We start from the raw sequence: 24,020 nt of genomic DNA on the forward strand, positions 1-24,020 counted from the left end.
AGGATCGGATTACCGATCACCTATGAGGATGGGCGGTTACACAGAAATCGGGACAGGCTCGCGAATGCCGCCTCCAAAGCGCTTCGAATCGCTAAATTTAGCACCTCTCCCGCCTCTTTCTTATCCTGGGGCACTGCTTGGCAGAATGGCTTGAGAGAGTCCCAGATTCGATTGTCTGGATTCTCGCCGCGATAAATATCTTCCAGGAGCTGGGGTCTCTCGGCGTCTGTCTAAGCTTCCTGCATCCTCTTTCTCTCGGGCTCGCCAATCTGATACTTAAGCATCACGTTCCAGCCAATGAGACCCGCGAAGAGGGCCCGATCGGGCGAATTCCGACATCCAGCTTGTGCGCGCTCCGAAAGTAGTAGCTTGGAACGCATTTGCTCGACTAGCTCGGTGAAATCTTGGTAATTCATTTCCCACCTACCCAAGCACCACAAATTTACGGCGCCGCTCCGAACATGCAGGGATTCTACCCAAACCCGGCACCCGCCATTTACGCTCAAACTGACGCCATTACACCCCCAACGAAGACGTTACACCTCCCGCTCGGGAATTGGACGCGTCTGGCAGCTCTAGAAGCCCGAGTCATCTGATGGTGCACGAGGCGTTTCCAGGGTTGCTTGGGAAAAACGAATCGTTTCCAGGGTTACTTGGAAAGTTTCCAAGGTTACTTGGAGAATGTTTCCACCTTTTCTTGTTCGTGTAGGGAACGGAAAGCGCCGGCTTGGTTGCCCATCCAGTAGTTCGCATAATGTATATTATGTAAAGTTAGCTGTCAGGCCGGACGGAGCCCCCTGGTCAGGGCCCTCGCAAGGCCCGTGCACAGTGTTAATCGGCTTTTCAGCTAGTTACGCGCCTTTCTTCGCCTTTTTTCCAGCTTTATACAGCTGCCGCCCCAGCGTTGACGGCGCGGACTGATTCAGGTCAACACGCCGCCTGTTCCGATGTGGGACGCTCGCAAGCCAGCGAACCGGTTCCACAACAAGGAGGCTTGCCATGAATCAACCACGCAATCTGGTCATCGCGCTCGACGGTTCCGATCCGTCCTTCGACGCGCTCGACGAAGCGCGTGACCTGGCCAGGGCCATGGGGCGCGAGCTTTCCGCGCTTTATGTGTATCCGCATCATCGCGGCGTATCGGCGACGCCTGCCGGGCTGGACGAACAGACTTCCAGGGAAAACCTGGAGCGCATGAAGGAAGACAAGGCCAAGGAGATTTTCTCGGAGGCGGAATCCCGACTCGGCAACGCCTTCGCACACCGCTACGTGCTCACCGGCGACCCGGCCGAGGAAATCATCGCCTTCATGGAAGGCAATCCGGGCACGCATCTGGTCATGGGCCGCCGGGGTCTGTCGAAGATCAAGTCGCTGCTGATGGGAAGCGTGAGCAGCAAGATCGCGGCACACGCTCCGGGTCTTGTGACCGTCGTTTAGGTTTGACCCGTAAATAATTGCTTTTGTTGTTTTTATGCCCGCTGCACGTTGACGATGACGTGGTGGGCATCGCCGTCGTCGAGGAAGTCGATCATCTGGCCTTCGATCTTTCGATCGTCGACTTCGATCCGGACCTTGCGCTCGGCTCCGGCACTCTGGCGGTATTCGATGACATAGGGTGATGCCCCGGCCTGGATGGTGACGCGGCATCGGTCCCAGCCCGGCGGCAGGCAGGGGTCGATCAGCAGCCGCTTGCCCTGGCGCTTGAGCCCGAATACGGACTCGATCGCGCCGCGCCAGGCCCAGGCGGCCGCGCCGGTGTACCAGCTCCACCCTCCCCGGCCGCGGTTGTCGCCCTGGCTGTAGACGTCTCCGGCAAGCACGTAGGGCTCCAGGCGGTAGTGCCGGGCCTCCGATTCGCTGGCGCTCCGCTTGATCGGGTCGAGAATGCCCAGCAGGCGCTCGACCTGGTCGGACCATCCCAGGCGCGCCGCCGCCCACAGCGCCCAGGTCGCTGCGTGCGTGTACTGCGCACCGTTCTCGCGGATGCCCGGCGGATAACCGCGGATATAGCCCGGATCGTGCTGGATGCGGTTGAACGGCGGGCGCAGGAGCTTGATCAGACGGGCGTCGTCGTCGACGAGTTGCTCCAGCGCGGACGTCATGGCGGTCGCGGCGCGATCGGGCGGACTGACGGGCCCCAGCACCGACCAGGCCTGCGCGATCAGGTCGATGCGACACTCCTCGTTGTCTTCCGATCCCAGCGGCGTGCCGTCGTCGAACCAGGCGCGCAGGTACCAGCGGCCGTCCCAGGCGTGCTTTTCGATCCGTCCAAGCAGCAGCTGGGCCAGTTGGCGGAATTGTCCGGCGCTTTCGGCCTGCTCGCGGGCGTCGCAGATCCGGGCGAAGTCCTCGAGCACGCGAACCAGGAACCAGGCCAGCCACACGCTCTCGCCGCGGCCGGTCGTGCTGACGCGGTTGAGGCCGTCGTTCCAGTCGCCGCTGCCGATCACCGGCAGGCCGTGGGGGCCGACGATGCTGGCGCGGTCGATGGCCCGGCAGCAGTGATCGAACAGGCTCGCCCGGCGTTCGCTCTGGCCGAACTCGGCGTAGCGCTCCACTTCGCCGGCAGCCAGCGGCGCGCCGTCGAGCCAGGCCACCGGCTCGTCGAGGATGTCGCGGTCGCCGGTGGCCTCGACATACTGTGCGGTCACGAACGGCAGCCACAGCAGGTCGTCGGAGCAGCGCGTTCTCACGCCCCTCAGCGGCGATTCGTGCCACCAGTGGAGCACATCGCCTTCCGGGAACTGTCTCGAGGCGGCGCGCAGGATCTGCGTCCGCGCGGCTTCCGGTGCCAGCCAGGTCATGGCCATGACGTCCTGCAACTGGTCGCGGAATCCGAACCCGCCGCTGGACTGGTAGTAGCCCGTGCGCCCCCACAGCCTGGAGGTGATCGCCTGGTACGGCAGCCAGTGGTTGTAGAGCAGGTTGAAAGTCGTATCCGGCGTTTCCACCTCCACGCCCGACAGCAGTCGCCGCCAGCGCTGCCGGCTTCGCTTGCGGCTGTGTTCGTTCTGCGCCGGCGCGATGTAGCGCTCGGCCAGCGCCAGGGCCGACTCGCGGGTAGCGCCGTGGCCGATCACGAAGTGCACGATGCGTTCCTCGCCCGGCGGCAGGTCCAGGTGAACCTGCAATGCCGCGCAGGGATCGCTGCCGGCCGCCAGCGAGCCGCTCAGCCCGATCCGCCACAGCGCCGCGGGTTGATCGAGACTGCCGCCCTGCCCCAGGAATTCGCTGCGGTCGGTGGTGAAACCGTGTACCGGCAGGTCGCTGGCGACGAAGGCGTGGCCCTTGCCGGCGAAGCGATCGTAGCGGTTGCTGGCCAGCAAGGCATGGCGCTCCAGGTCCAGGTCGCAGTCGAGATGCAGTGCGGTGTCGCCGCGGCGGTTGCCCAGCACCCATTCGAGATAACAGGTGGCCGTCACCCGCCGCGTCCAGTCGCAGCGATTGACCAGCGACAGACGGCAGATCTTGACCGGATCGGCTGTGTCGACGTGAATGTCCAGGACCTGTTCGAGGCCGCTGTCGTGGCGCACGAAGCGACTGTAGCCCAGGCCGTGGTGCACCCGGCTGGCGCCCGGGCCGGGCCGAGGCCCCGGCGTGGGCGTCCATACACGCCCGGTCTCCTCGTCGCGCAGGTAGATGACCTCACCGGAGGGATCGGTGACCGGATCGTCCGGCCAGGCGGTCAGGCGGTACTCGCTGCTGTTGCCCGCCCAGGTGAAGCTGCTGCCCGATTCGGTCACCAGGGTGCCGAAGTCGGGATTGGACAGCACGTTGGACCAGGGCGCCGGCGTATGCTGCCCGGGCTCGAAGTGCATGATGTATTCGCGGCCGTCGGCGCTGAAGCCGCCGATGCCGTTGTCGCAGACGAGGTCATCGGGGCGCGCCAGGGGCGCGATGATGCCGTCGGCATCGCGTTCGTCGCGCGACGGCACCAGCGGCGGCAGGCGGGCCGGCTTCGCGACCTGCAGCTGGCCGTGCAGGTCGGGCCGGTCGAGGTCCAGCACGACGCTGGCGGCGGCCAGCAGCGCGCGGCGCTGGTCGGCGGAAAGCTCGCGCCCGGGGATCACGGTGACCTGGCCGAGCAGCACGCGCTGGGTCCGCGAGCGCACCGACTCGACCAGCTCCTGCAGGCGGTCCCGGCCGGTCTGCTCGTAGCCGCCGGCCATCTCGTCGATCAGCAGCAGGTCCGAGCGCAACTGCCGCCCGGAAATGAAGGTGTGGGCCCGGACCAGGCGTTCGATCTGCTCGAGGTTGCCGCGGTTGCTCAGCAGGCCGGTGATGATCGGCCAGTCGCCCGAGATGCCGCGCGACCAAAGCAGCGACTGCAGCGGTTCGTCGGTGCGTTCACCCGAATGCCGCCATTCCGGCTGCGGTTCGAGCATGGCCGACATCAGCTGCATGGCGAACGGCACCTCGCCGGGCGGCATCTGCAGGTGGTGCAGTTCCAGCGCGGACTGCATGCGGGCCTGTTCGAACAGCCAGCTGATCCGGCTCGGGGAACGATAGCGGCTCATCGCGCCAAGCAACTCGTCGTGCGAACGGGCCGCCGCGGTCAGCAGGCCGATTTCCAGGCGACCGTAGGGTTCGATGGTGACTTCGACGGCCGTGGTGCTGGACGGATTGATCACCGCGCCCGTGGTGCCGCTGAGGCGATCGAGTCCCTTCGACAGGCCCAGTGGACGCCGCAGGTTGCCGCCGCGCCCGATGAACTTCGCGCGGTCGGTCTCCCATCCGAAGCGGGCGGCCGCGCCCGGCGGCGGAACCAGCGCATGGCCGACGTAGAGCGACATCTCCTCGTCGCTGCGGGGGCGCCGGCGAAAGATCAGCGTGTGCTCGGCCGGCAGGCACTCGCTTTCGACGAACAGGCGGGCAAAGGCCGGGTGGCGCTCGAAATCACGCGCCGGCGCCATGGCCAGTTCGGCAAAGCTGGCGATGACCAGGCGTCGCGGCACGCCCGATTCGTTGTTGATGACCAGGCGGCGCGCCTCGACGTCGTGCTGGCCGGCAATGGCAACGTCGAGCCGGCACAGCAGCGCATGTTTCCGGCGCCGGAATTCGACCCGGTGGGGTGCCTGGACGACCTGGGCCTCGTCGGCCTCGTCGCGCAAGGCCGGGTCGGCAGCGATCGTGAACAGGCGGTCTTCGTCGGGTTCGGCGACATAGACCCGCGCGCCGTGCCGCCGGGTGGTGACATCCGGCTGCCAGCGGTCGACGGCAATGCCCTGCCACCAGCTGCCTCCGCCGCCGCAGGCGTCGAGGATCGTGCAGAAACTGCCGTTGGACAGCAGGCAGTAGCGCGCCGACGGGGCGGCCCACGGGTCGACCGTCCAGTCCATCGGGCTGGCGGCGACGGCCAGGGTGCGTTCGGGTTCGAGCCGCATGCGGATGGCCAGTTCGGGGCTGGTGCGCGGCAGGCGCTCGTGCAGCAGCATCGACACCCCGGCGACGTGCCGGTCGGCCATGAAGCGCCGGACCATGATGTCCTCGTTGAGGTAGTTGTCGATGGCCGTCAGGATCATGCCCTGGTGGTGGCTCATCCAGGCCCGCACCACCCGGGCGCGGCGCGGCTTGTCGCTGGTGCGACGCCCGAAGTCGACCGCCTCGTAGCAGCCGAACAGCCCGATGGCGTGCATGGCCGAGAGTTTCTTCAGGTTGTCGACAACGGCGGACGGGCGGTACGGCAAGGCCATCATGCTGGCATAGGGCGCCACCACCAGACGCTCGCCCAGGTCGCGGCGAAAACCCAGCCCGGGCACGCCGAAACTGCGATAGGCGTAATGGCGCTCTTCGTTGAGCTGGTAGTAGGCCGACTCCGAAACGCCCCAGGGCATGGCGCCGTGCGCCTCGGCAAAGTCCCGGTGCAGATCGATGGCGTTGATGCTGGCCGTCTCGAGCAGGCCGGTGACCGGGGTCGGGCAATACAGCCGCGGCATGAGGTATTCGAACAGGGTCGCGCCCCAGGACATCAGCAGGCGGCGCCCGCCGTAACGTCGGAACGGACGACCCAGGTGCAGCCAGTGGCGCATCGGCACCTGGCCGCGGGAGATCGCCAGCAGGCTGGTCAGCCGGGCCTCGGAGGCCAGCAGGTCGTAGCAGCCGGAGTCGAGCACGGCGTTGTCGGCGTCGAAGCCGATGCGGAACTGGTGGCGCTCGCCGTCGTAGAGAAAGCCGAAGTCCATCTCGTCGACCCAGCGTTCGGCCAGGCGGGCCAGGTCCGCGCAATCCTCGGCCAGTTGCCGGTTGGCTTCCCGGGCCTGCTCCAGGCGGCGCTCGATGCGCTCGGCCAGGGCCGCGGGCAGCCCTGCCCCCGCCTCGCGCGCCTCGTTCATCAGGCGCATGGCGCGCCGGCTGTGTCTTCCGTGCGCGTTCGGGCACCAACCGGTCTCGAGCAGGTCGGCGAGCCTGGTCAGCGCCCGGCAATCGCTTTCTTCGGCGAGGCCCCTGAGCGTGGGCAGGTCGGGCAGCCAGGGCTGCAGCGATTCGATGGCGCGCCGGGCCTGGCGCACCTGCCCGATCAGCTGCGTCAGCCAGGTCCTGAGCTCGACGATGACATCGGCGCTGACGTCCAGGCTCTCGTCTTCGGCCAGTTCGATGATCGACTCGGCCAGTTCGTCGAGCTGGTGCTCGTGCCAGCTGTCCAGGAGCTGTCGGCATTCGGCGGCGTCGCCCGCCAGCGCCTTTCGGTACTGCGCGTGAACGCGGTCGAGCCACTTCGCCAGTGCGTGATCGGGCGGCGCCTGTGCAGCCAGCGGGCGCGCAGTGCATTCGATGAGATCGAGCGTGTCGGCCAGGCCGCGCGCCAGCCTCGTCAGCGCCAGCGGCCGGTTTCCGATCTCCTCGAGCGCGCGCGCCACGGTGACCAGGGCCACGGCCAGGTTGCCGCTGTCGACGGTGGAAACGTAGGCCGGGGACAGGCGTTCGAGATCGTGGATCTCGTACCAGTTGAACCAGTGTCCCCGGTAGCGCTCGAGCTGGGCCATGCCTTCCATGCTGTTGCGCAGCCAGGCGGTGAGCGTGTGCGGGTCGATCCAGCCGAAGTCGTGGGCAACCACGGCCGAGTTGAGCGCCATGCCCATGTTGGTCGGCGAGGTGCGCGCGGCCAGCACCACCTTGGGGTCGTCCTGGTAATTGTCGGGCGGCAGCCAGTGGGTGTCGGGGCCGACGAAATGGTCGAAGAACAGCCAGGTTCGCCGGGCGACGCGGCGCAACAGCCTGACGGCCTCGGGGTCCGGACGTTCGATTTCGCGGCGGCGCGGCCGCTCGACGCGCTTGACGATGGCCGGCGCGGCCAGCCACGCAAGCGCCACCGGCGCGGCCACGAGCAGCAGCGCGGGCTGCGACAGGCCCACGCCCGCCAGCACGGCCGCTCCCAGCAGCGGACAGGGCCACAACTCGCGCCACAGGCTCTGGCGGGCCTGGCCGAGGCTGCGATGGACGTGCGCGGCCGTGGTCCATTCCAGCAGGTGGCGGTGGGTGACGAACAGCCGGGCCAGCGTGCGGGCCACCGCATCGCCGATCATCAGGCTCTGGTACGGCAGCAGCACCAGGCTCAACAGCCAGTGCTGGGCCTGCAATCGCAGGCCGTGCAGAGCCGGGCGCAATCTCAGGAAGGCGGCGCGCGGTGCGGCCAGCAGGTGGCTGGTCGAACCCAGCAGTTCGCTCATCAGGCCGGCGGCCGGCAAGAGGAGGAAGAGCAGCGACCACAGCAGGTCGCTGCCGGGCAGGATGCCGCTGAAGGCCAGCAGGATCAGCAGCAGGGTGACCGGCGGCTGCAGGCTGCGGCGCAGGTTGTCGACGATCATCCAGCGGTGGACGAGCGAGAGCCGGTTGCGATGTCGCTTTCCGTCGTTGCCCCGAACGCGGCGTCCCAGCCACGGCAACAACTGCCAGTCGCCGCGCACCCAGCGATGCTGCCGGCGCGTCCAGGCGATCACGCTGGGCGGAAACTGCTCCATGAGCACGATGTCGGTGGCCAGGCCCACGCGCGCGAAGATGCCCTCGAGCAGGTCGTGGCTGAGCAGGCTGTTGTCGGGAATGCGACCGGCCAGCGTGGCCTCGATGGCGCGCCAGTCGTAGATCCCCTTGCCGGCGAAGATGCCCTCGCCGAACAGGTCCTGGTAGACGTCCGAGCTGGCATGGGTGTAGAGATCGACGGTCGTGTCGCCCGAGAAGGCACGGGTGAAGGCGTTGTTGCGCGTGGTGTCCGGGTCGATCTCGACGCGCGGCTGGATGATGCCGTAGCCGGCCTTCAGCGAGCGGCCGTCGTCGGCATAGACCGCGCGGCTGAGCGGATGGGCCAGCGTGCCGACCATCTGCCGGGCCGCTCCCGGCGGCAGACGGGTGTCGGCATCGAGCGTGATCACGTAGCGGACGCCGTCGAGCCGCGCTTGCTCGCCGAAGTTGTCCGTGAAGCCCGAGTCCTGATGCCCGGCGAGCAGGCGGTTGAAAGCCATCAGCTTGCCGCGCTTGCGCTCGCGCCCCATCCAGCAAGCCTCGCGCTCGTTGAATTCGCGCGAGCGGCACAGAAAGAGGAAGTCGGCTTCGGGATACTGGCGTTTCAGGCCTTCGATGTGCTGACGCCCCCTTCTCAGGATGGCCCGGTCGGTCTCGAGCACCGGCTCGTCGGCATCGCGCAGGTCGCCCAGCACGACCCAGACCAGTTGCGGGTCGTCGTTGGCCAGGAAGTTGATTTCCAGGCGCTCGAAGGCATGGTCGACGTCTTCGGGGCCGGCGAAGATGACCGGCACGGCGACCGCGCTGCGGCACGCCGGCGGAATGCCCGCCTCGAAATCCAGTCGCGCCAGGGTACGCGGCGGCACCAGGCGGGTCAGCAGGCCGTTGGCCAGGGTCACGGCCAGGCCCAGGGCGGGGACCAGCAGCAGCACCAGCAGCGCGGCCGACAAGCTTGCGCCAGCCTGGTGATGACCGAGATAGGCGGCGGGCAGCGCGAGGGTGATACCCGCCAGCGCGAAGACCAGCAGGAAATAGACCCCGCCCGGCCGGCGCCGGGAGAGTTCCAGCAGGCGCCTGCCCGGCCGCGGACGATAGCCGATCTCGCGCTCGGTCTGGGACCGTCCGCCGCCGACCAGCCAGTAGCCGACGTGAGCGTGACGGGAATCCGCCGCCGACGCCCGGGCCAGGGACAGGCAGCGCCCGACAATGCCCGCCTCGTCGTGTCGGCTGCCCCGGGCCAGCTCCTCGATCACCCGCCGGTAGCGGTCGCGCGACTCGAAGTCCATGTCGGCGTAGGCAGCCGCGGGATCGTCGCGCAGCAGGCGCTCGACGACGCTCAGGCGCTCGAAGCTCTCTCGCCAGTCGTGGGCGGCCAGGGTTCGCAGGCTGATGACGCCGCTGGCGATGCGCTCGACCAGGCGACTTTCTTCCTCGTGCCCGGCCCGCACCTGTTCGATCAGGGCCTCGCCGGTGTCGATCAGCTGCATGGTCTCGGCCAGGATCACGAAGGCCGGCAGGGCCCACAGCTCGCCGATTCTCAGGGAGCGTTCGGACTGAAAGGCCTCGATGGCGCGCTCCATCCACGCGGGGTCGACGGGCTGGCCGCCCTGCTCCACCAGGATGGCAGCCAGGGCCTGGACCGAGGGGCGGGCCGTCTCGCCTTCGGTATCGACTGCCGGCAGGCTCTGCACGTAGGCTTTCGGCAGGTCGCGGCGGACGCCGGCGAGCGCGTCCTCGATCACGTGCCGGTTGTCGAGCAACCATTCCTCGCCGCGCGAGGCGTAGCGCCGACCGGACAGGAGCGAATCGAGATCCGCATAGAGCCGGATCAGCCGCTTGCGCTGCCGGTCCAGTTCACGCCGGAAACGCCGGCCGTCGGATCTCCGGCCGAGCGGGCTGCGCGCCAGGCCGTGGAGAGCGTGCTTCAGCGACTGATCGTCGGGTTCCGGGTTGCCGGTCGGCGGGGGGCTCGACACGTCCGGCCGCTCAGTGGCTGCCCTGCAGCAGTTCCTGCCCCACGCGCATGCCGTCCTGCAGCGCAAGCACCGGCGTGGTGATGCGCGTCAGCAGCACCTGGCGAACGGCTTCGCTGCTCCAGCCGCTGCTGCCCTCGCCGTGGTGTACGGCCAGCACCAGCAGGTCGGGCCGCTCCCGCCGGCACACTTCGGCGATGGTTTCGACCGGCCGCGCGGAGGCCTCCAGGCGCGTGCGGATCTCGTGGCGGGAACCCAGACGGTCGCGCAGCTCCTCGAGGTAGCCGGCGGCCACGCGCCGGTTGCACTCGAGCAGTTCGGACTTGAGCGATTCCTCGCGCGTCGTCAGCGGCCGGCGCCGCGGCATCAGGGGTTCGCTGACCAGGTGCAGCAACTCCAGCGTCGCCCCGCCGCCGGCGTCCAGCGCGCTGGCCACGTGCAGGGCCACTTCGGCCGGCTGCGAGCCGTCCAGCGAAACCATGATGTGGCGGTACGGTTCGCCCGGCCTGGCCTCGTCGGCCTGCCCGCGAACGATCAGGTAGGGAATGCGGGTGTTGGCCAGCACCTTGTGCACCGTGCCGCCGTAAGGCAACTCCGAAGCGCCCCCGGCGCCCCAGGCCGAGAGAACCACCAGGCTGATGTCGTGATGCTCGATGAACTGGGCCACGGCCTCGGCCGGCCGGCCGTCGAGCACCTCGACTTCGGTCGGCGCGCCGGCCAGGCGCTCGTCCCCGATGAGTTTCTGCAGGTATCGCTTGGCCTCGGCCTTGCGCAGCCGCCAGTCCACGCAGCCGGCGCTGTGCTCGCCCTGCGCGTCCTTCGGCTCGGAGAGCACCCGCAGCAGGAAAACGCGCCCGGAAAAGGCCCGGGCCATTCTTCCTGCATGCACCAGTGCCTGCTCGGCGAAATCCGAACCGTCGAGTGGAACCAGGATTCGGGAGAAGGGCATGACCTGAGCGCAGACGCCGATGGGTAGCTGAACTTCATGCTACCCATCGGCTGCCCGGTTCGCGTTGATTCAGGTCAACGGCATGGAGATCCCCGCGCCGCTGTTTCGCGGGTCAGTTCACCCGCACTTGGAATAGCCGCAGGCCAGGCAGGTCTGGCAGCCGTCGAGCAGGACCATGGCCTTGGTGTTGCACTTGTGGCAGAGCGTGGCCGAGGCCGGGTAGGAGGCCTCCTCGCCCTGCCCTGCGCTGGCGTTGCCCGTCTTGGGCTGGGCCGCTTCGGCGTCGGCCTGCTTCTGTTCGCGGGCTTCGGCTTCGGCGCGCTTCTGTTCGAGGATGAGCTGCTGCTGTTCGGACAGTTCGTCGGGCTCGATCATGCCGATGCGCTTGAGGTGGTTTTCGACCACCGCGCCGATGTCGGCGACGATCGAGGGCACGAAGCGGCCGCCGGGCTTGAAGTAGCCGCCCTTGGGGTCGAACACGGCCTGCAGTTCCTCGGCCAGGAAGGTGACGTCGCCGCCCTTGCGGAACACGGCCGACATCACGCGCGTCAGGGCCACGATCCACTGGAAGTGGTCCATGTTCTTCGAGTTGATGAAGATCTCGAAGGGACGGCGCTGTTCGTGTTCGGTGCCCTGGTTGAGCACGATGTCGTTGATGGTGACGTACAGGGCGTGGTCGTCGAGCGGCGTGCGGATCTTGTAGGTCGCACCTTCGAGGCACTCCATGCCTTCCGGACGCTCAAGCTTTTCGTGCATCCGGATGATCTCGGCCTTCTCGCGGCGACCTTCGTTGTTGTTCTCGGCCGCCTTCGACTCTTCTTCCTTCTTCTTGTCCTGGACTGCGTAGTCCACGATCTTCTTGTCGATTCTGATGGTCATGTCAAAATTTCCCGTAATAGCCTTCTTTGAGTGCGTCGAATAGATTCGCGGCGGTGTGGACTTCGCCGTCGTATTCGATTTCCTCGTGGCCCTTGACCTCGACCTTGGAGCCGTCCTCGAGTTCGAACACGTAGGTGGTCGACTCCAGGTCCTTGTCGGTGACCAGCACGCCCTGGAAGGCCTGCGGGTTGAAGCGGAAGGTGGTGCAGCCCTTCAGGCCCTGTTCCCAGGCGAACAGGTAGATGTCCTTGAAGTCCTCGTAGGGATAGTCGGTGGGGACGTTGGCCGTCTTGGAAATCGACGAGTCGATCCATTTCTGGGCCGCGGCCTGGATGCCGACGTGTTCCCTGGGCGTAATCGACTCGGCGGTCACGAAGTAGTCCGGCAGCTGTTCGGCCGGGTCTTCGGAGTACGGCATGGCGCCCGGGTTGACCAGGGTGCGGTAGGCCAGCAGCTCGTAGGAATAGACGCTGACCTTCTCCTTGGACTTGCGGCCTTCGCGGATCACGTTGCGGTTGTAGTGATGCGCGAAGCTCGGCTCGATGCCGTTGGAGGCGTTGTTGGCCAGCGACAGCGAGATGGTGCCGGTCGGCGCGATCGAGGTGTGGTGCGTGAAGCGCGCGCCCGTTTCGGCCAGCTTGTCGACCAGCTCGGGCGAGACTTCGGCCACCTTCTGCATGTAGCGGCTGTAGCGCGCGTGCAGGATGCGGCCGGGCACCTTGTCGCCGGGCTTGTAGCCGTCGCGCTTCATCTCCGGACGCTTGCGCAGCATCTCGGGGGTGACTTCGAACTCGTCGTCCATGATCGGGGCGGCGCCCTTTTCCTCGGCCAGTTCGGCGGCGGTTTCCCAGCCGGCCACGGCCATCTCGCGCGAGACGCGCTCGGTGAATTCCAGCGACTCGGGCCGACCGTACTGCTTGCGCAGCATGGTCAGGGCCGAACCCAGGCCCAGGAAGCCCATGCCGTGGCGGCGCTTGTACATGATCTCGGCGCGCTGCTTTTCCAGCGGCAGGCCGTTGATCTCGACGACGTTGTCGAGCATGCGCGTGAAGATCTTGACCGTGCGGCGGTACTCGTCCCAGTTGAAGCGCGCGTTCTCGGTGAACGGCTCCTCGACGAAGCGCGTCAGGTTGACCGAACCGAGCAGGCAGGCGCCGTAGGGCGGCAGCGGCTGTTCGCCGCAGGGATTGGTGGCGCGGATGTTCTCGCACCACCAGTTGTTGTTCTGTTCGTTGATGCGATCGACCAGCACGAAGCCGGGCTCGGCGTAGTCGTAGGTGCTGGTCATGATCATGTTCCACAGGCGCTTGGCCGGCACCTTGCGGTAGATCTTGCAGGCCACCAGGCCTTCGCCGTTGCTGACGTAGCCCTCGGTGGTCGGCCATTCGCGCCAGATCACCTGCTCGGGATCGTTGACGTCGATTTCTTCGGCCTCGCTGTCGAGCACCGGGAAGACCAGCGGCCAGTCGGCGTCGTCGACCACGGCCTGGACGAAATCGTCGGTGATCAGAAGCGAGCAGTTGAACTGGCGCAGCACGCCGTCTTCGCGCTTGGCGCGGATGAAGTCCATCACATCCGGGTGCGAGACGTCGAATGTGGCCATCTGCGCGCCGCGGCGGCCGCCGGCCGACGAGACGGTGAAACACATCTTGTCGTAGATGTCCATGAACGACATCGGGCCCGAGGTGTAGGCGCCCGCCCCCGAAACGTAGGCGCCCTTGGGCCGCAGCGTGGAGAACTCGTAGCCGATGCCGCAGCCGGCCTTGAGCGTCAGGCCCGCTTCGTGGACCTTGCCCAGGATGTCGTTCATCGAATCCCGGATGGTGCCCGAGACCGTGCAGTTGATGGTCGAGGTCGCCGGCTTGTGCGCCAGCGCCCCCGCGTTGGAGGTGATGCGCCCGGCGGGAATGGCCCCGCGCCGCAGCGCCCACAGGAATTCACGATACCAGTGAGAGCGCTTGTCGTCGCCCTCTTCCACTTCGGCCAGCGCACGCGCGACACGCTTGTAGGTGTCGTCGATTTCCTGGTCGATGATCTCCCCCGATTTCGACTTGAGACGGTACTTCTTGTCCCAGATGTCCAGCGACGCTTCCTGGAAGGCGATATCCGGAAGCGCGGCCGTCAAAGCTTCTGCCGAAACGCTCATGCCGCAACCTCTTGATTATTGTGTCCTAGTCCCGGTTATGCACAGGCTTTCCACCGCCTTTTTCACAACCAGTTGTGCCAATCTCGATTACCGACCACAAGATATTGTGTCAGCGGACATACCTTACGCCCAAGAACCGGGCGATTCAAGCTCTGTGATAGCTCACTTTTTGAGCAACAAAACGCGACGCGCCCGACAGCCAGCAGCTGCGGGCGTTCGCGAGTTCAATGCAGTTCGGATCGAAACCGAATCGACCCCGGACGGGGCCGGACGACTAGTCGGTTTCGGGCTTGAGATCACGCTCCATCAGAACCTGGACGCCCTTGCGGGCGTTCCAGCCGCGGAACAGGATGCCGTGCACCTGTTCGGCGATGGGCATCTCCACGCCGGCCCGTTCGGCCAGGCGCATGACTTCCTCGGCGGTCTTGATGCCTTCGACCACCTGGCCGATTTCGGCGAGGGCCTCGTCGACCGAGCGCCCCTGCCCCAGGGCCATGCCCAGCCGCCGGTTGCGCGACTGGTCGCCGGTGCAGGTCAGGACCAGGTCGCCGATGCCGGCCAGGCCCATCAGGGTGTGGTCGTCGGCGCCCAGGGCGCGCCCGAGCCGCCGCATCTCGGCCAGCCCGCGGGTGATCAGCGCGGCCCGGGTGTTGTGGCCCAGGCCCATGCCGTCGGCCATGCCGCAGGCGACGGCCAGCACGTTCTTGATGGCGCCGCCGAGTTCCGCGCCGACCAGGTCGGCCGTGTAGTAGGCGCGGAAATTGTTGCCGTGCAGCAGTTCCGCCCAGGCCTGCCCGAACTCGGGATCCGTGGCCGCCACGGTCACGGCCGTGGGCAGTGACTGGGCCACTTCACGCGCGAAGGACGGGCCGGTGATCAGCGCCAGCGGAATCTCCGGCCCGAAGCGATCGCGGGCCACCTCGTGCAGCAGGCGGCCGGTGCCGGGCTCGAAACCCTTGCTGGCCCAGGCCAGACCCGTCTCGGCGGTCACGAAGGGCGTGATGCGGTCCAGGGTCTCGCCGAAGGCGTGGCTGGGCGTGGCCACCAGCAGGTGCTCGGCACCGCGGCAGGCGGCGTCGAAATCACCGGTGGCGTGCAGCGATTCGGGAAACGGGCACTCGGGCAGGTAGCGCTGGTTGACGCGGTCGCGCTCCATGGCTTCGGCGCGCTCGGCATCACGCGCCCACAGGCGCACCTCGTGCCCCATGCGCGCGAGCTGCATGCCCAGGGCCGTGCCCCAGGAGCCGGCACCCAGAACCGCGATGGTCGTGGCCATGCCCGGCGCCGCTTACTCGCTTTCGCCGCCGGATTCGGCGCCTTCGGCCTGCTGCCGCTGGCTGGCCTCTTCCAGGCGCTGGCGGAAGACCGCCTCGAAGTTGACCGGCTGCAGCGGCGGCATGAAGAAACCGCCGGCGCTGACCATCGAGCCGATCTGCGAGCGACAGTACGGGAACAGCACGTTCGGGCACAGCACGTTGAGCACGTAGGGGATCTGCTGCTCGCTGAAGCCGGTGAGCTGGAAGAAGCCGCCGTACTGGACTTCACACAGGAAGGCGGTCTTGTCGCCCTGCTTGGAGGTGACGGTTACCGAAAGGACGACGTGGTTGCGGCCCTCGCCGACGTTCTCGCTGCGCTGCGAGAGGCTCAGGTTGACTTCCGGCTCGGCGCCGCTCTGGTTGAGTTCCAGCACGTTGGGAGCCTCGAAGGACGCGTCCTTGAGGTAGACGTGCTGGACGGCCATCTGGGCTTCCTGTTCGTTGCCGGCCGCAGCCTGCTGATTCTCTTCTTCTGCCATTGCTTGAACTTTCCTTTGCAGTGATTTGAATTAATTGCAAAAACGGAGGTTCGGCCTGAACGCCTACTGCTCCGATTCCTTGGTTTCGGCCGCCTTGCGGTCCTTGGACTTCTTGCGGCGCTTGCCCTTGCCCTCTTCGGCCTTGCCCGCGCCCTTGTGACGCGAGACGGGCTGCTGGTCGCTGACCCACTGGCTCAGACCGCCGCCGAGGACGTTGACGTTGGTGAACCCCAGCTTGACCAGGCGCCCGGCCATCTGCGGCGCGACCTGGTTGTTGCGGCAATAGACCAGCACCGGGCGCTCGCGGTACTTGAGCAGCTGCTGGTTGCCGGACTCGATGCGGGAAGGCGGCATGTGCAGTGCGCCGCGGATATGACCCTTGGCGTAGTCCGTGCTGTTGGAGACATCAATCACCACCGGATCCTCGCGGTTGAGCAGCTGCACCGCTTCGAGCGTGCCCAGCTCCTTCCACTTGCGGAACAGGCGGCTGATCTCGTAGGCGATGAAGGCGAGGATGGCCACGGCCAGCGCGCCGGTCAGCAGCGGGTGGTTGCCTGTGAACTCGAGGACTTGTTCCATGGAGTGAATCGGCTCGGGTCAAAGCCGCCCATTATCCTTGATCCGGCGCTTTGTTGCCAGCACCGTGCCGGTCGGCTGTGTGATAATTCCTCCCGACCCGCCCAAAACCCGGAAACCGAGGAACGATGTCACGACCCCGACCGCTGATGCTCCTGATTCTCGATGGCTGGGGGCAGCGCGAAGCTGCCGAAGACAACGCCATCACGACCGGCCGCACGCCCAACTGGGACGCCCTGTGGGCCGATCATCCGCGCACCCTGCTCGACACTTCCGGCGAATCGGTCGGCCTGCCCGCCGGCCAGATGGGCAATTCCGAAGTCGGCCACATGAACCTCGGCGCCGGCCGCATCGTCTACCAGGAACTCACGCGCATCGGCAAGGCGATCGAAGACGGCAGCTTCGCGAAGAACCCCGCCCTGCTCGGCGGCATCGAGAAGGCGCGCGGCGCGGGCGGCTGCGTGCACATCATGGGCCTGCTCTCGCCCGGCGGCGTGCACAGCCACGAAAATCACCTGCTGGCCACGCTGGCGATGGCCCTGGACAACGGCGCTACGGAAGTCGCCGTCCACGCCTTTCTCGACGGCCGCGACGTGCCGCCGCGCAGCGCCGCCGAATCGATCGAGCGCCTGGAAGCGGCGGTGGCCGCCGACGACCGCGCCAGCATCGCCAGCGTCAGCGGGCGCTACTACGCGATGGACCGCGACCAGCGCTGGGAGCGCACCGAGCTGGCCTGGAACGCGATCGTCGAGGCGCAGGCCGAGTTCACGGCCGGGACTGCCTCGGCCGCGCTGGCAGCCGCCTACGAGCGCGACGAGGACGACGAGTTCGTCAAGCCGACGGTGATCGGGGGCGGCCGCAGGGTGGCCGACGGCGATGCCGTGATCTTCATCAATTTCCGCGCCGACCGCGCGCGCCAGCTCACGCGGGCCTTCGTGGAGCCCGGTTTCGACGGCTTCGAGTGCCGCCGACCACGGCTTTCGGCCATGGTCACCATGACCCGCTACCAGGATGACCTGCCGGTGGACGTGGCCTTCGACAAGCAGCACTTCGAGCACCTGTTCGGCGCGGAACTGGCCGCCGCGGGCCTGAGGCAACTGCGCATTGCCGAGACCGAGAAGTACGCCCACGTCACCTATTTCTTCAACGGCGGCGAGGAGAAGGTCTTCGAAGGCGAGGACCGCAAGCTGATCCCCTCGCCCAAGGTGGCCACCTACGACCTGCAGCCGGAGATGAGCGCGCCGACGCTCTCGCGCGAACTCACCGAAGCCATCGAGAGCGGCGAATACGACGTCATCGTCTGCAACATCGCCAATCCCGACATGGTCGGCCACAGCGGCAAGTTCGAGGCCGCCGTGGCCGCGGTCGAAGCGGTCGATCGCGTCCTCGGCGAGGTGCTGCCGGTGCTCGAGCGCGCCGGCGGCGAGGCCCTGGTCACGGCCGACCACGGCAACGTCGAGCAGATGAGCGATCCCGACAGCGGCCAGGCGCATACCTCCCACACCACCAACCCGGTGCCGCTGGTCTACTTCGGACCGCGCTCGGCCGCGTTGCGCGACGGCGGCAGCCTGCGCGACATCGCCCCGACGATGCTGGCCCTGCTCGAACTGCCCCACCCCGGGGCGATGACCGGCCGTTCCCTGATCCGGATCGACTGAAGGCCAGTGCGTCCGGCCCGGTCGCTCCTGCCCCTGCTCCTAGCGGCGGCGCTGTCGGCGTCGCCGCTCGCGCCGCTGCGGGCCCAGGAGGATCGCGAGGCCGTCGAGGCCGAGCTCGAGGAAGTGCGCGCCGAGATCGCCGAGATCCAGTCGCGCATCGACGAGAGCCTGGGCAATCGCGACCGCCTGCTCGAAGGCCTGGCCGACGCCGAACGTGCGGTCGGCCGCGCCCGGCGCGCCCAGGCCGAAACCGACCAGGCGCTCTCGGAAGTGCGCGGCGAAATCGTCACACTGGAGTCGCGGCAGGACGAGCTCGAGGCGCAGGTCGGCGAGCGCGCCGGCGAGCTCGCCGTGCAACTCGTCACGGCCTATCGCCAGGGCAGCCAGTCGCGGCTGAAGATGCTCCTCAACCAGGACGACCCGCGCCGCCTCTCTCGTCGGCTGGCCTACCACGGCTACCTGTCACGGGCTCGGCTGTCGGCGATCGAGGAATTGCGCGAGACCGTCGCCGCGCTCGAGCGCACGCGCCGGGAACTGGCCGACGAGGCCGAGCGGCTCGGCGAGCTGCTGGCCGAGCGCAAGCGCGAAACGCAGCGCCTGGAGTCGGCCATGGGGCAGCGGGAAGAGGCACTGGCCGCGCTGGACCGGCGCCTGGCCAGCGACCGCGAGCAGCTGGCCGACCTGGAACGCGATGCCGCCGAACTGACGCGCCTGCTCGAACAGCTCGCCGACGTGCTCGCCGACGTGCCCGCGGACGTCGAGATCCCGCCTTTCGCCGAGCTGGCGGGTGAGCTGGACATGCCCGTTTCCGGCCGGGTGCTGGAAGCCTTCGGCGACCACCGCAGCGGCGAACTGCTGTGGACGGGTTGGCTGATCGACGTCGACACCGGCGAGGAGGTCCGCTCGGTCGCCCACGGCCGCGTGGCCTACGCCGACTGGCTGCGCGGCTACGGCCTGCTGCTGATCATCGACCACGGCGACGAATACATGAGCCTCTACGCCCACAACGAAGCGCTGATGCGCGACGTGGGCGACTGGGTCGCCCCGGGCGACGTGGTGGCCCTGGCCGGCCGTTCCGGCGGCGTGGACAACCCCGCGCTGTATTTCGAGCTCAGAAAAGGCGGGCGGCCGGTGGACCCGGCCGCCTGGATACAAAGGTAGTCGCTTAGCCGGCCGGCGGGTAGACGTAGCTCGTGCCCGGGCCGAGCGGCAGGCCGAGCATCCAGTAGCCGATCAGGAAGACCGACCACACCAGCAGGAACACCACCGAGTACGGCAGCATCAGCGACACCAGGGTGCCGATGCCGGTGCCCTTGACGTAGCGCTGGCAGTAGACGACCACCAGCGGGAAGTACGGCATCAGCGGCGTGATGATGTTGGTCGAGGAATCGCCCACGCGGTAGGCGGCCTGCGTCAGTTCCGGCGAGAAACCGACCTGCATCAGCATGGGCACGAAGATGGGCGCCAGCAAGGCCCACTTGGCCGAAGCGGAGCCGACGAACAGGTTCACGAAACCGACCAGGATGATGATGCCGAACAGGGTCGCCCCGCCCGGCAGGGCCAGCTCGCGCAGGAAGTTGCCGCCCTCGACGGCCAGCAGCACGCCCAGACCCGAGCGGCCGAATTCGGCCACGAACAGGGCGCAGAAGAAGGCCATGACGATGTAGTAGGCCATCGAGCCCATAGTTTCCGACATGGCGTCGACCACGTCCTTGCTCTTCTTGAAACTGCCGGTCATGAAGCCGTAGATCACACCGGGAAGCACGAAGAAGATGAAGATCAGCGGCACGATCGACTGCATGATGGGCGCCGAGAAATCGGTCAGCTGACCCGTGCCCGGATCGCGGAAGGGCGAGGTTTCGGGAATCAACGACAAGATCAGCAGCACGAAACCGACGACCATGACCGTCGTCGCCACCCACATCGCCCGGCTTTCCTTCGTGTCGATGGGGTGCATTTCGGGCATGTCGTCTTCGTCGCCGTCGAGCGGCGTGTTGGCCAGGCGCGGTTCGATGACCCGATCGGTGAGCCACCAGCCCAGCAGCACGATGACCAGGCAGGAGGCCGAGGTGAAGTACCAGTTGATCAGCGGGTGCAGCGAGAGGCTGGCGTCGACGATCTGTGCGGCGGGCTGGGTGAAGCCCATCAGCAGCGGATCGAGCGCCGACGGCACGAAGTTGGCCGAGAAACCGCCCGAGACGCCGGCGAAGGCCGCGGCGATGCCGGCCAGGGGATGCCGGCCGGCGGCATAGAAGATGATGCCGCCGAGCGGGATCACGACCACGTAACCGGCGTCGACCGCGGTGTGGCTGACGATGGCGATCAGGATCAGCATCGGCGTGAGCAGCAGCTTGGGCGTGAAAGCCAGCAGCTTCTTCAACAGGGCGTTGATGTAGCCGCTCTGCTCGGCCACGCCCACGCCCAGCATGGCGACGAGAACCACACCCAAGGGAGCGAAACCGGTGAAGGTATTGACCATGGTGGTCAGGAAACTCACCAGTTGCTCGCCGGTGAGCAGGTTGGTGATGGTGATCGCCTCGCCGGTCGACGGGTGCTGCGCGCCGAACTGGATGCCCGACAGCAGCCAGGAGAGGATCCAGACCACCACCATCAGCAGGAGGAAGAGCATGGCCGGGTCGGGCAGCTTGTTGCCGACGACCTCGATGAAGTTCAGCGCGCGATTGAGCCAGCCGCGCTCGCTGCCGGCGTCGCCGGCGGGTTGTTGCTCGGTGCTGTTCATGTCCTTGGATGGTCCCCGTCGAGTCGTTTTTATGGTCGATTGATTCCCTCGCGGCTCCGACCGGCCCGAGTGGGCGGCGGCGCCGAAAGCGCCGAAAACGTTACCACAACTGCCCTGCCCCGGCCACTCGCCGCCGCCTGGTTCGGCGCCTGTCAATCATCCTGGAGCGTGAGATCGACCAGGCCCGGGAAGGGACGCAGCAGGATGGCCACGACGACGCCGGCCACGAAGCCCGCGATGTGCGCCCACCAGGCCACCGCGCCGTCCTGGCCGCCGAAAACCGTGTAGATCAGCTGCAGCGTGAACCATGATCCGATCACCAGGATGGCCGGGACGCGGGCGAACTGCAGGTACAGCCCGAGCGGCAGCCAAAGGCCCATCCGGCTGACCGGGAAGAGTCCCAGGTAGATCCCGATCAGCGCCGAAACGCCGCCGCTGGCACCGATCACCGGCGTCTGCGTGGTCCCCAGTTGCCAGGCCAGGATCAGGTTGGCCAGGGCACCCAGGACGAGGAAGCTCAGCGCCAGCCCCGCATGGCCCAGGGCGCGCTCGACGGTCGTGCCGAACACCCACAGATAGGCGAGGTTGCCGGCCAGATGCAGCCAGTCACCATGCACGAAAAGCGATGTGAGCACGGCGAGCAGGTCGCGGCTGTTCCAGCTCCCCGGCAGGTGATCCAGGGCGGCGAGCACCCGGGCCGGCACGAACCCCCAGCTGCGGATCCATTCGCCCGCCCCGTCGCCCAGGCGCCACTCCGCATACACCCAGGTGACGAGCATGATCAGGCTGAAGACGGTCAGCACCCAGGGCCAGGCCAGCCGGCGCCGGCGCATCCCGCCGGAGTCGATCATCGCGGCTCGAGCAGGAAGCGGTGCGAACGGAAGTCGACGATGGCGCCGTCGCGGCTGATGTCGACGATGTTCACCTCACCGATGGCATCCCCCGGGACGTAGCGCTCGCCGTTGATCAGGACGAAGCGCTCCGCCTCGTTGGGGGAGAACACGTGGATGCTCAGGTTTAGCTCGGGCAGGTTGCGCCGAACCGACAGGGGCAGCTCCCAGGCCCGGAGGTACTCCGGCACGCCCTCGTTCAGCGGCTCGACCTCGCCGGGAGACTGAGCTTCGATTTCGGCCTCGGGGGCGCGATCGGGACGTGGGCGGGCAGGATCCGAAGGCGGCTGGCTCGAGCGCCGCGCCTGTTCGGCTGCGGCCTCGCGGCTCCGGCGCGCCTCCTCGGCGGCAATGCGACGCTCCAGTTCTTCGGCCGCCTCTTCGGCGGGCACGGGGGCGGATTCGCGCTCGGCCCGAGTGCGGCGAACGACGCGATCGGGGTCGGCGGGAATCGGCCGGCGACGATCCGGCAGGCTGTCGTCTGCCTCGTCCTGCTCGGGCTCGGCATCCTTTTGCGCCCTGGGCCCGGCGTCCGACTCGGATGGCGGGGTCGGCACCGCTCGCCTGTCCCGGGCCGCGGCACCGTCTTCGGACGGGGCGGGTCGCTCGGCAGTGGCGCTCTCGCCGCCGGCTGCACTGTCGGCCGGTGCGCCGACGAGGCGCTGCGGCAGCCATTCCGGCCGCACCACATACACCGCGGCGGAGACCGCAACGACCAGGACCAGGACGGCGGCGAGCCAGGACAGCTTGCGACGGCGCCGCTTGCCCGGCGGACGCGGCGGCTCGGGCGAGTTGATCCCCGGTGCACCGGACTGCTGGCGGCGTGCGTCGGACTTGCGCAGGGCGTCGAGAATGAAAGACACGTTCAGGCTCCGTCGTTTTCGGTCAGCAGGATCGGGGCGTCGCCGTGCGGCGCGCGCAGGAACAGGCGCGTGGCGGGCCCGATGACCCCGTCCTCGTTGAGCCCGTGCCGGCGCTGGAAGGCCACCACCCAGTCGCGGAACGGTTCATCATAAGTGGCGTCGACGCCGCCGGTCCACGGCTGGGGCGTCGACTCGGCGGCCAGTCGCTTCATGCGCTCGACCAGGGCACCGGAGTCGCCGCGCTTGAGCACGACACCCGTGTCCGGCCAGGCAACCAGCAGGTCGCCCCGCCAGCGCCGGTCGAGCTGCGATCGCGGCACCCGCCAGTCCTGACCGCCGTGGCGCAGCAGCGCGTCGCCCTCGCTCAACCCCGCCAGCAGGACGTAGGTATCGGCGGGATCGGCCAGACGCAGGATGACCGGCAGGTCGATTTCGCGCACGAAAGACCAGTTGCCGCGCAGCTGCAGGCAGGCCAGGCCCTCGACGATCTCGCCGCGGCAGGCGCGGTCGACTTCTGCGGCGTCCATTCCCGGCCACAGCGCGGCCATTTCAACCCAGGCCGCTTGCGCGCCGGCGTCCTCGAGCATGGCTTCCCAGGCCGGGTTGCCGCCCTGCGGTGCGGATTCCCGCGGCTGCAGCATCAGCCAGGACAGCGCGCCGCCGCCGGCCAGCACGACGAGCAGGGCGAGCGCGGCGATCACGCCGCGCAGCCAGCCGCCGTCCTGTTCCTGCTCTTCACCGGCGACTTCGCGCGCCGCCGCCCGCACCAGGCCGGCGCCGATGCGCTCTTCCTCGCGTGCGTAGCCGGCCATCAGCGCCCGGTCGGCGATGATGTTGACCAGGCGCGGCACGCCTTCGGAGCTCAGATAGATCGCGCGCAGGCCGTCGTCGGTAAAGGGACAGCGCTCGGCGCCGGCGATCTGCAGCCGATGGCGGATGTAGGCCTCGGTTTCGTCCTCGTTGAGGGGGTCGAGGTGATAGCGCGCGGTGATGCGCTGGGCGAGCTGACGCAGTTCGGGCCTCGAGAGCACCTCGCGCAGTTCCGGCTGGCCGATGAGGATGATCTGCAGCAGCTTGTCGGTGGCGGTTTCCAGGTTGGTCAGCAGCCGGATCTGCTCGAGCCCTTCGCGGCTCATGTTCTGGGCTTCGTCGATGATCAGCACGACCCGCTCGCCTTCGGCATGGCGCTCGAGAAGATACGTGTTGAGCCGTTCCTGGAGCTGCTGGAGGCTGCCGTCGGTACCCTCGATGGAGATCTCGAGTTCGTGGCAAACGGCGCGCAGCAGCTCCGCCGGCGAGAGCATGGGATTGAGGATCAGCGCGATGCGCGTGTTTTCGGGCACCTGCTCGAGCACCACGCGGCACAGGGTGGTCTTGCCGGTACCGACCTCGCCGGTGAGCTGGACGAAGCCGCCGCTGCCGCCCTGCCCCACGCCGTACAGCAGGTGGGCCAGCGCATCGCGGTGGCGCTGGCTCAGGTAGACGAAGCGCGGGTTGGGCGTGATCGAGAACGGACGCTCGCTCAATCCATAGAACGGCTCGTACATCAGCTCGCGATTCCGTCAGTCTGCTTGTTCAATCCGCCTTCCGATCCT

General features: G+C 67.6%; 14 protein-coding genes. 3 read left to right on the forward strand and 11 right to left on the reverse strand.

Features of this window, described 5'->3' with window-relative positions:
* The first annotated feature begins 999 nt into the window (after positions 1 to 999).
* Positions 1,000 to 1,437 (forward strand): universal stress protein, encoded by a 438-nt coding sequence (locus DZC52_RS06180; RefSeq protein WP_116650259.1) that lies wholly within the window; start codon positions 1,000 to 1,002, stop codon positions 1,435 to 1,437.
* A gap of 32 nt (positions 1,438 to 1,469) precedes the next feature.
* On the opposite strand, the gene DZC52_RS06185 is transcribed toward DZC52_RS06180, so the two are convergent.
* From DZC52_RS06185 to DZC52_RS06215, 7 genes are all read right to left on the reverse strand, one after another.
* Positions 1,470 to 9,932, reverse strand: a complete 8,463-nt coding sequence (locus DZC52_RS06185; RefSeq protein ID WP_116650260.1) for a GH36-type glycosyl hydrolase domain-containing protein — start codon at positions 9,930 to 9,932, stop codon at positions 1,470 to 1,472.
* Between the two features lie 10 nt (positions 9,933 to 9,942).
* Entirely contained in the window at positions 9,943 to 10,878 is a 936-nt protein-coding gene (locus tag DZC52_RS06190; RefSeq protein WP_116650261.1) for a universal stress protein, read from the reverse strand.
* 117 nt (positions 10,879 to 10,995) lie between these two features.
* On the reverse strand, positions 10,996 to 11,757 hold the full coding sequence (locus tag DZC52_RS06195; protein ID WP_116650262.1) for a TSCPD domain-containing protein: 762 nt from the start codon (positions 11,755 to 11,757) through the stop codon (positions 10,996 to 10,998).
* 1 nt (position 11,758) lies between these two features.
* Positions 11,759 to 13,903, reverse strand: coding sequence for an adenosylcobalamin-dependent ribonucleoside-diphosphate reductase (locus tag DZC52_RS06200; RefSeq protein ID WP_116650263.1), 2,145 nt, complete (start codon positions 13,901 to 13,903; stop codon positions 11,759 to 11,761).
* A 274-nt stretch (positions 13,904 to 14,177) separates the two neighbouring features.
* Positions 14,178 to 15,179, reverse strand: a complete 1,002-nt coding sequence (locus DZC52_RS06205; RefSeq protein ID WP_116650264.1) for an NAD(P)H-dependent glycerol-3-phosphate dehydrogenase — start codon at positions 15,177 to 15,179, stop codon at positions 14,178 to 14,180.
* A gap of 12 nt (positions 15,180 to 15,191) precedes the next feature.
* Positions 15,192 to 15,698: a protein-export chaperone SecB gene (gene secB / locus DZC52_RS06210; protein ID WP_116650265.1), complete on the reverse strand. Its 507-nt coding sequence runs from the start codon at positions 15,696 to 15,698 to the stop codon at positions 15,192 to 15,194.
* Between the two features lie 63 nt (positions 15,699 to 15,761).
* Complete coding sequence (locus tag DZC52_RS06215; RefSeq protein WP_116650266.1) at positions 15,762 to 16,277, reverse strand: rhodanese-like domain-containing protein; 516 nt, start codon at positions 16,275 to 16,277, stop codon at positions 15,762 to 15,764.
* 125 nt (positions 16,278 to 16,402) lie between these two features.
* Here DZC52_RS06215 and gpmI point away from each other — a divergent pair, with 125 nt between their 5' ends.
* The gene (gene gpmI, locus DZC52_RS06220) at positions 16,403 to 17,932 is read left to right on the forward strand and encodes a 2,3-bisphosphoglycerate-independent phosphoglycerate mutase (RefSeq protein ID WP_116650267.1); all 1,530 of its coding nucleotides are present in this window, start codon (positions 16,403 to 16,405) and stop codon (positions 17,930 to 17,932) included.
* 6 nt (positions 17,933 to 17,938) lie between these two features.
* The gene (locus tag DZC52_RS06225) at positions 17,939 to 19,093 is read left to right on the forward strand and encodes a murein hydrolase activator EnvC family protein (RefSeq protein WP_116650268.1); all 1,155 of its coding nucleotides are present in this window, start codon (positions 17,939 to 17,941) and stop codon (positions 19,091 to 19,093) included.
* Positions 19,094 to 19,097: 4 nt separating this feature from the next.
* Here the strand turns inward: DZC52_RS06225 and DZC52_RS06230 are convergent, their stop codons facing one another.
* The 4 genes from DZC52_RS06230 to DZC52_RS06245 form a co-directional block, all read right to left on the reverse strand.
* Entirely contained in the window at positions 19,098 to 20,672 is a 1,575-nt protein-coding gene (locus DZC52_RS06230; RefSeq protein WP_116650269.1) for an AbgT family transporter, read from the reverse strand.
* A gap of 152 nt (positions 20,673 to 20,824) precedes the next feature.
* Positions 20,825 to 21,523, reverse strand: coding sequence for a rhomboid family intramembrane serine protease (locus tag DZC52_RS06235; protein WP_116650270.1), 699 nt, complete (start codon positions 21,521 to 21,523; stop codon positions 20,825 to 20,827).
* Positions 21,520 to 22,425, reverse strand: a complete 906-nt coding sequence (locus DZC52_RS06240; RefSeq protein ID WP_181918811.1) for a general secretion pathway protein GspB — start codon at positions 22,423 to 22,425, stop codon at positions 21,520 to 21,522. Before DZC52_RS06240 ends, DZC52_RS06235 begins: the two co-directional genes overlap by 4 nt.
* 2 nt (positions 22,426 to 22,427) lie before the next feature.
* Entirely contained in the window at positions 22,428 to 23,972 is a 1,545-nt protein-coding gene (locus tag DZC52_RS06245) for an ExeA family protein (protein WP_116650272.1), read from the reverse strand.
* Between the last annotated feature and the right edge of the window lie 48 nt (positions 23,973 to 24,020).

Origin of the sequence: Wenzhouxiangella sediminis (assembly GCF_003410055.1) — a bacterium.
Classification (GTDB): Bacteria; Pseudomonadota; Gammaproteobacteria; order Xanthomonadales; family Wenzhouxiangellaceae; genus Wenzhouxiangella; species Wenzhouxiangella sediminis.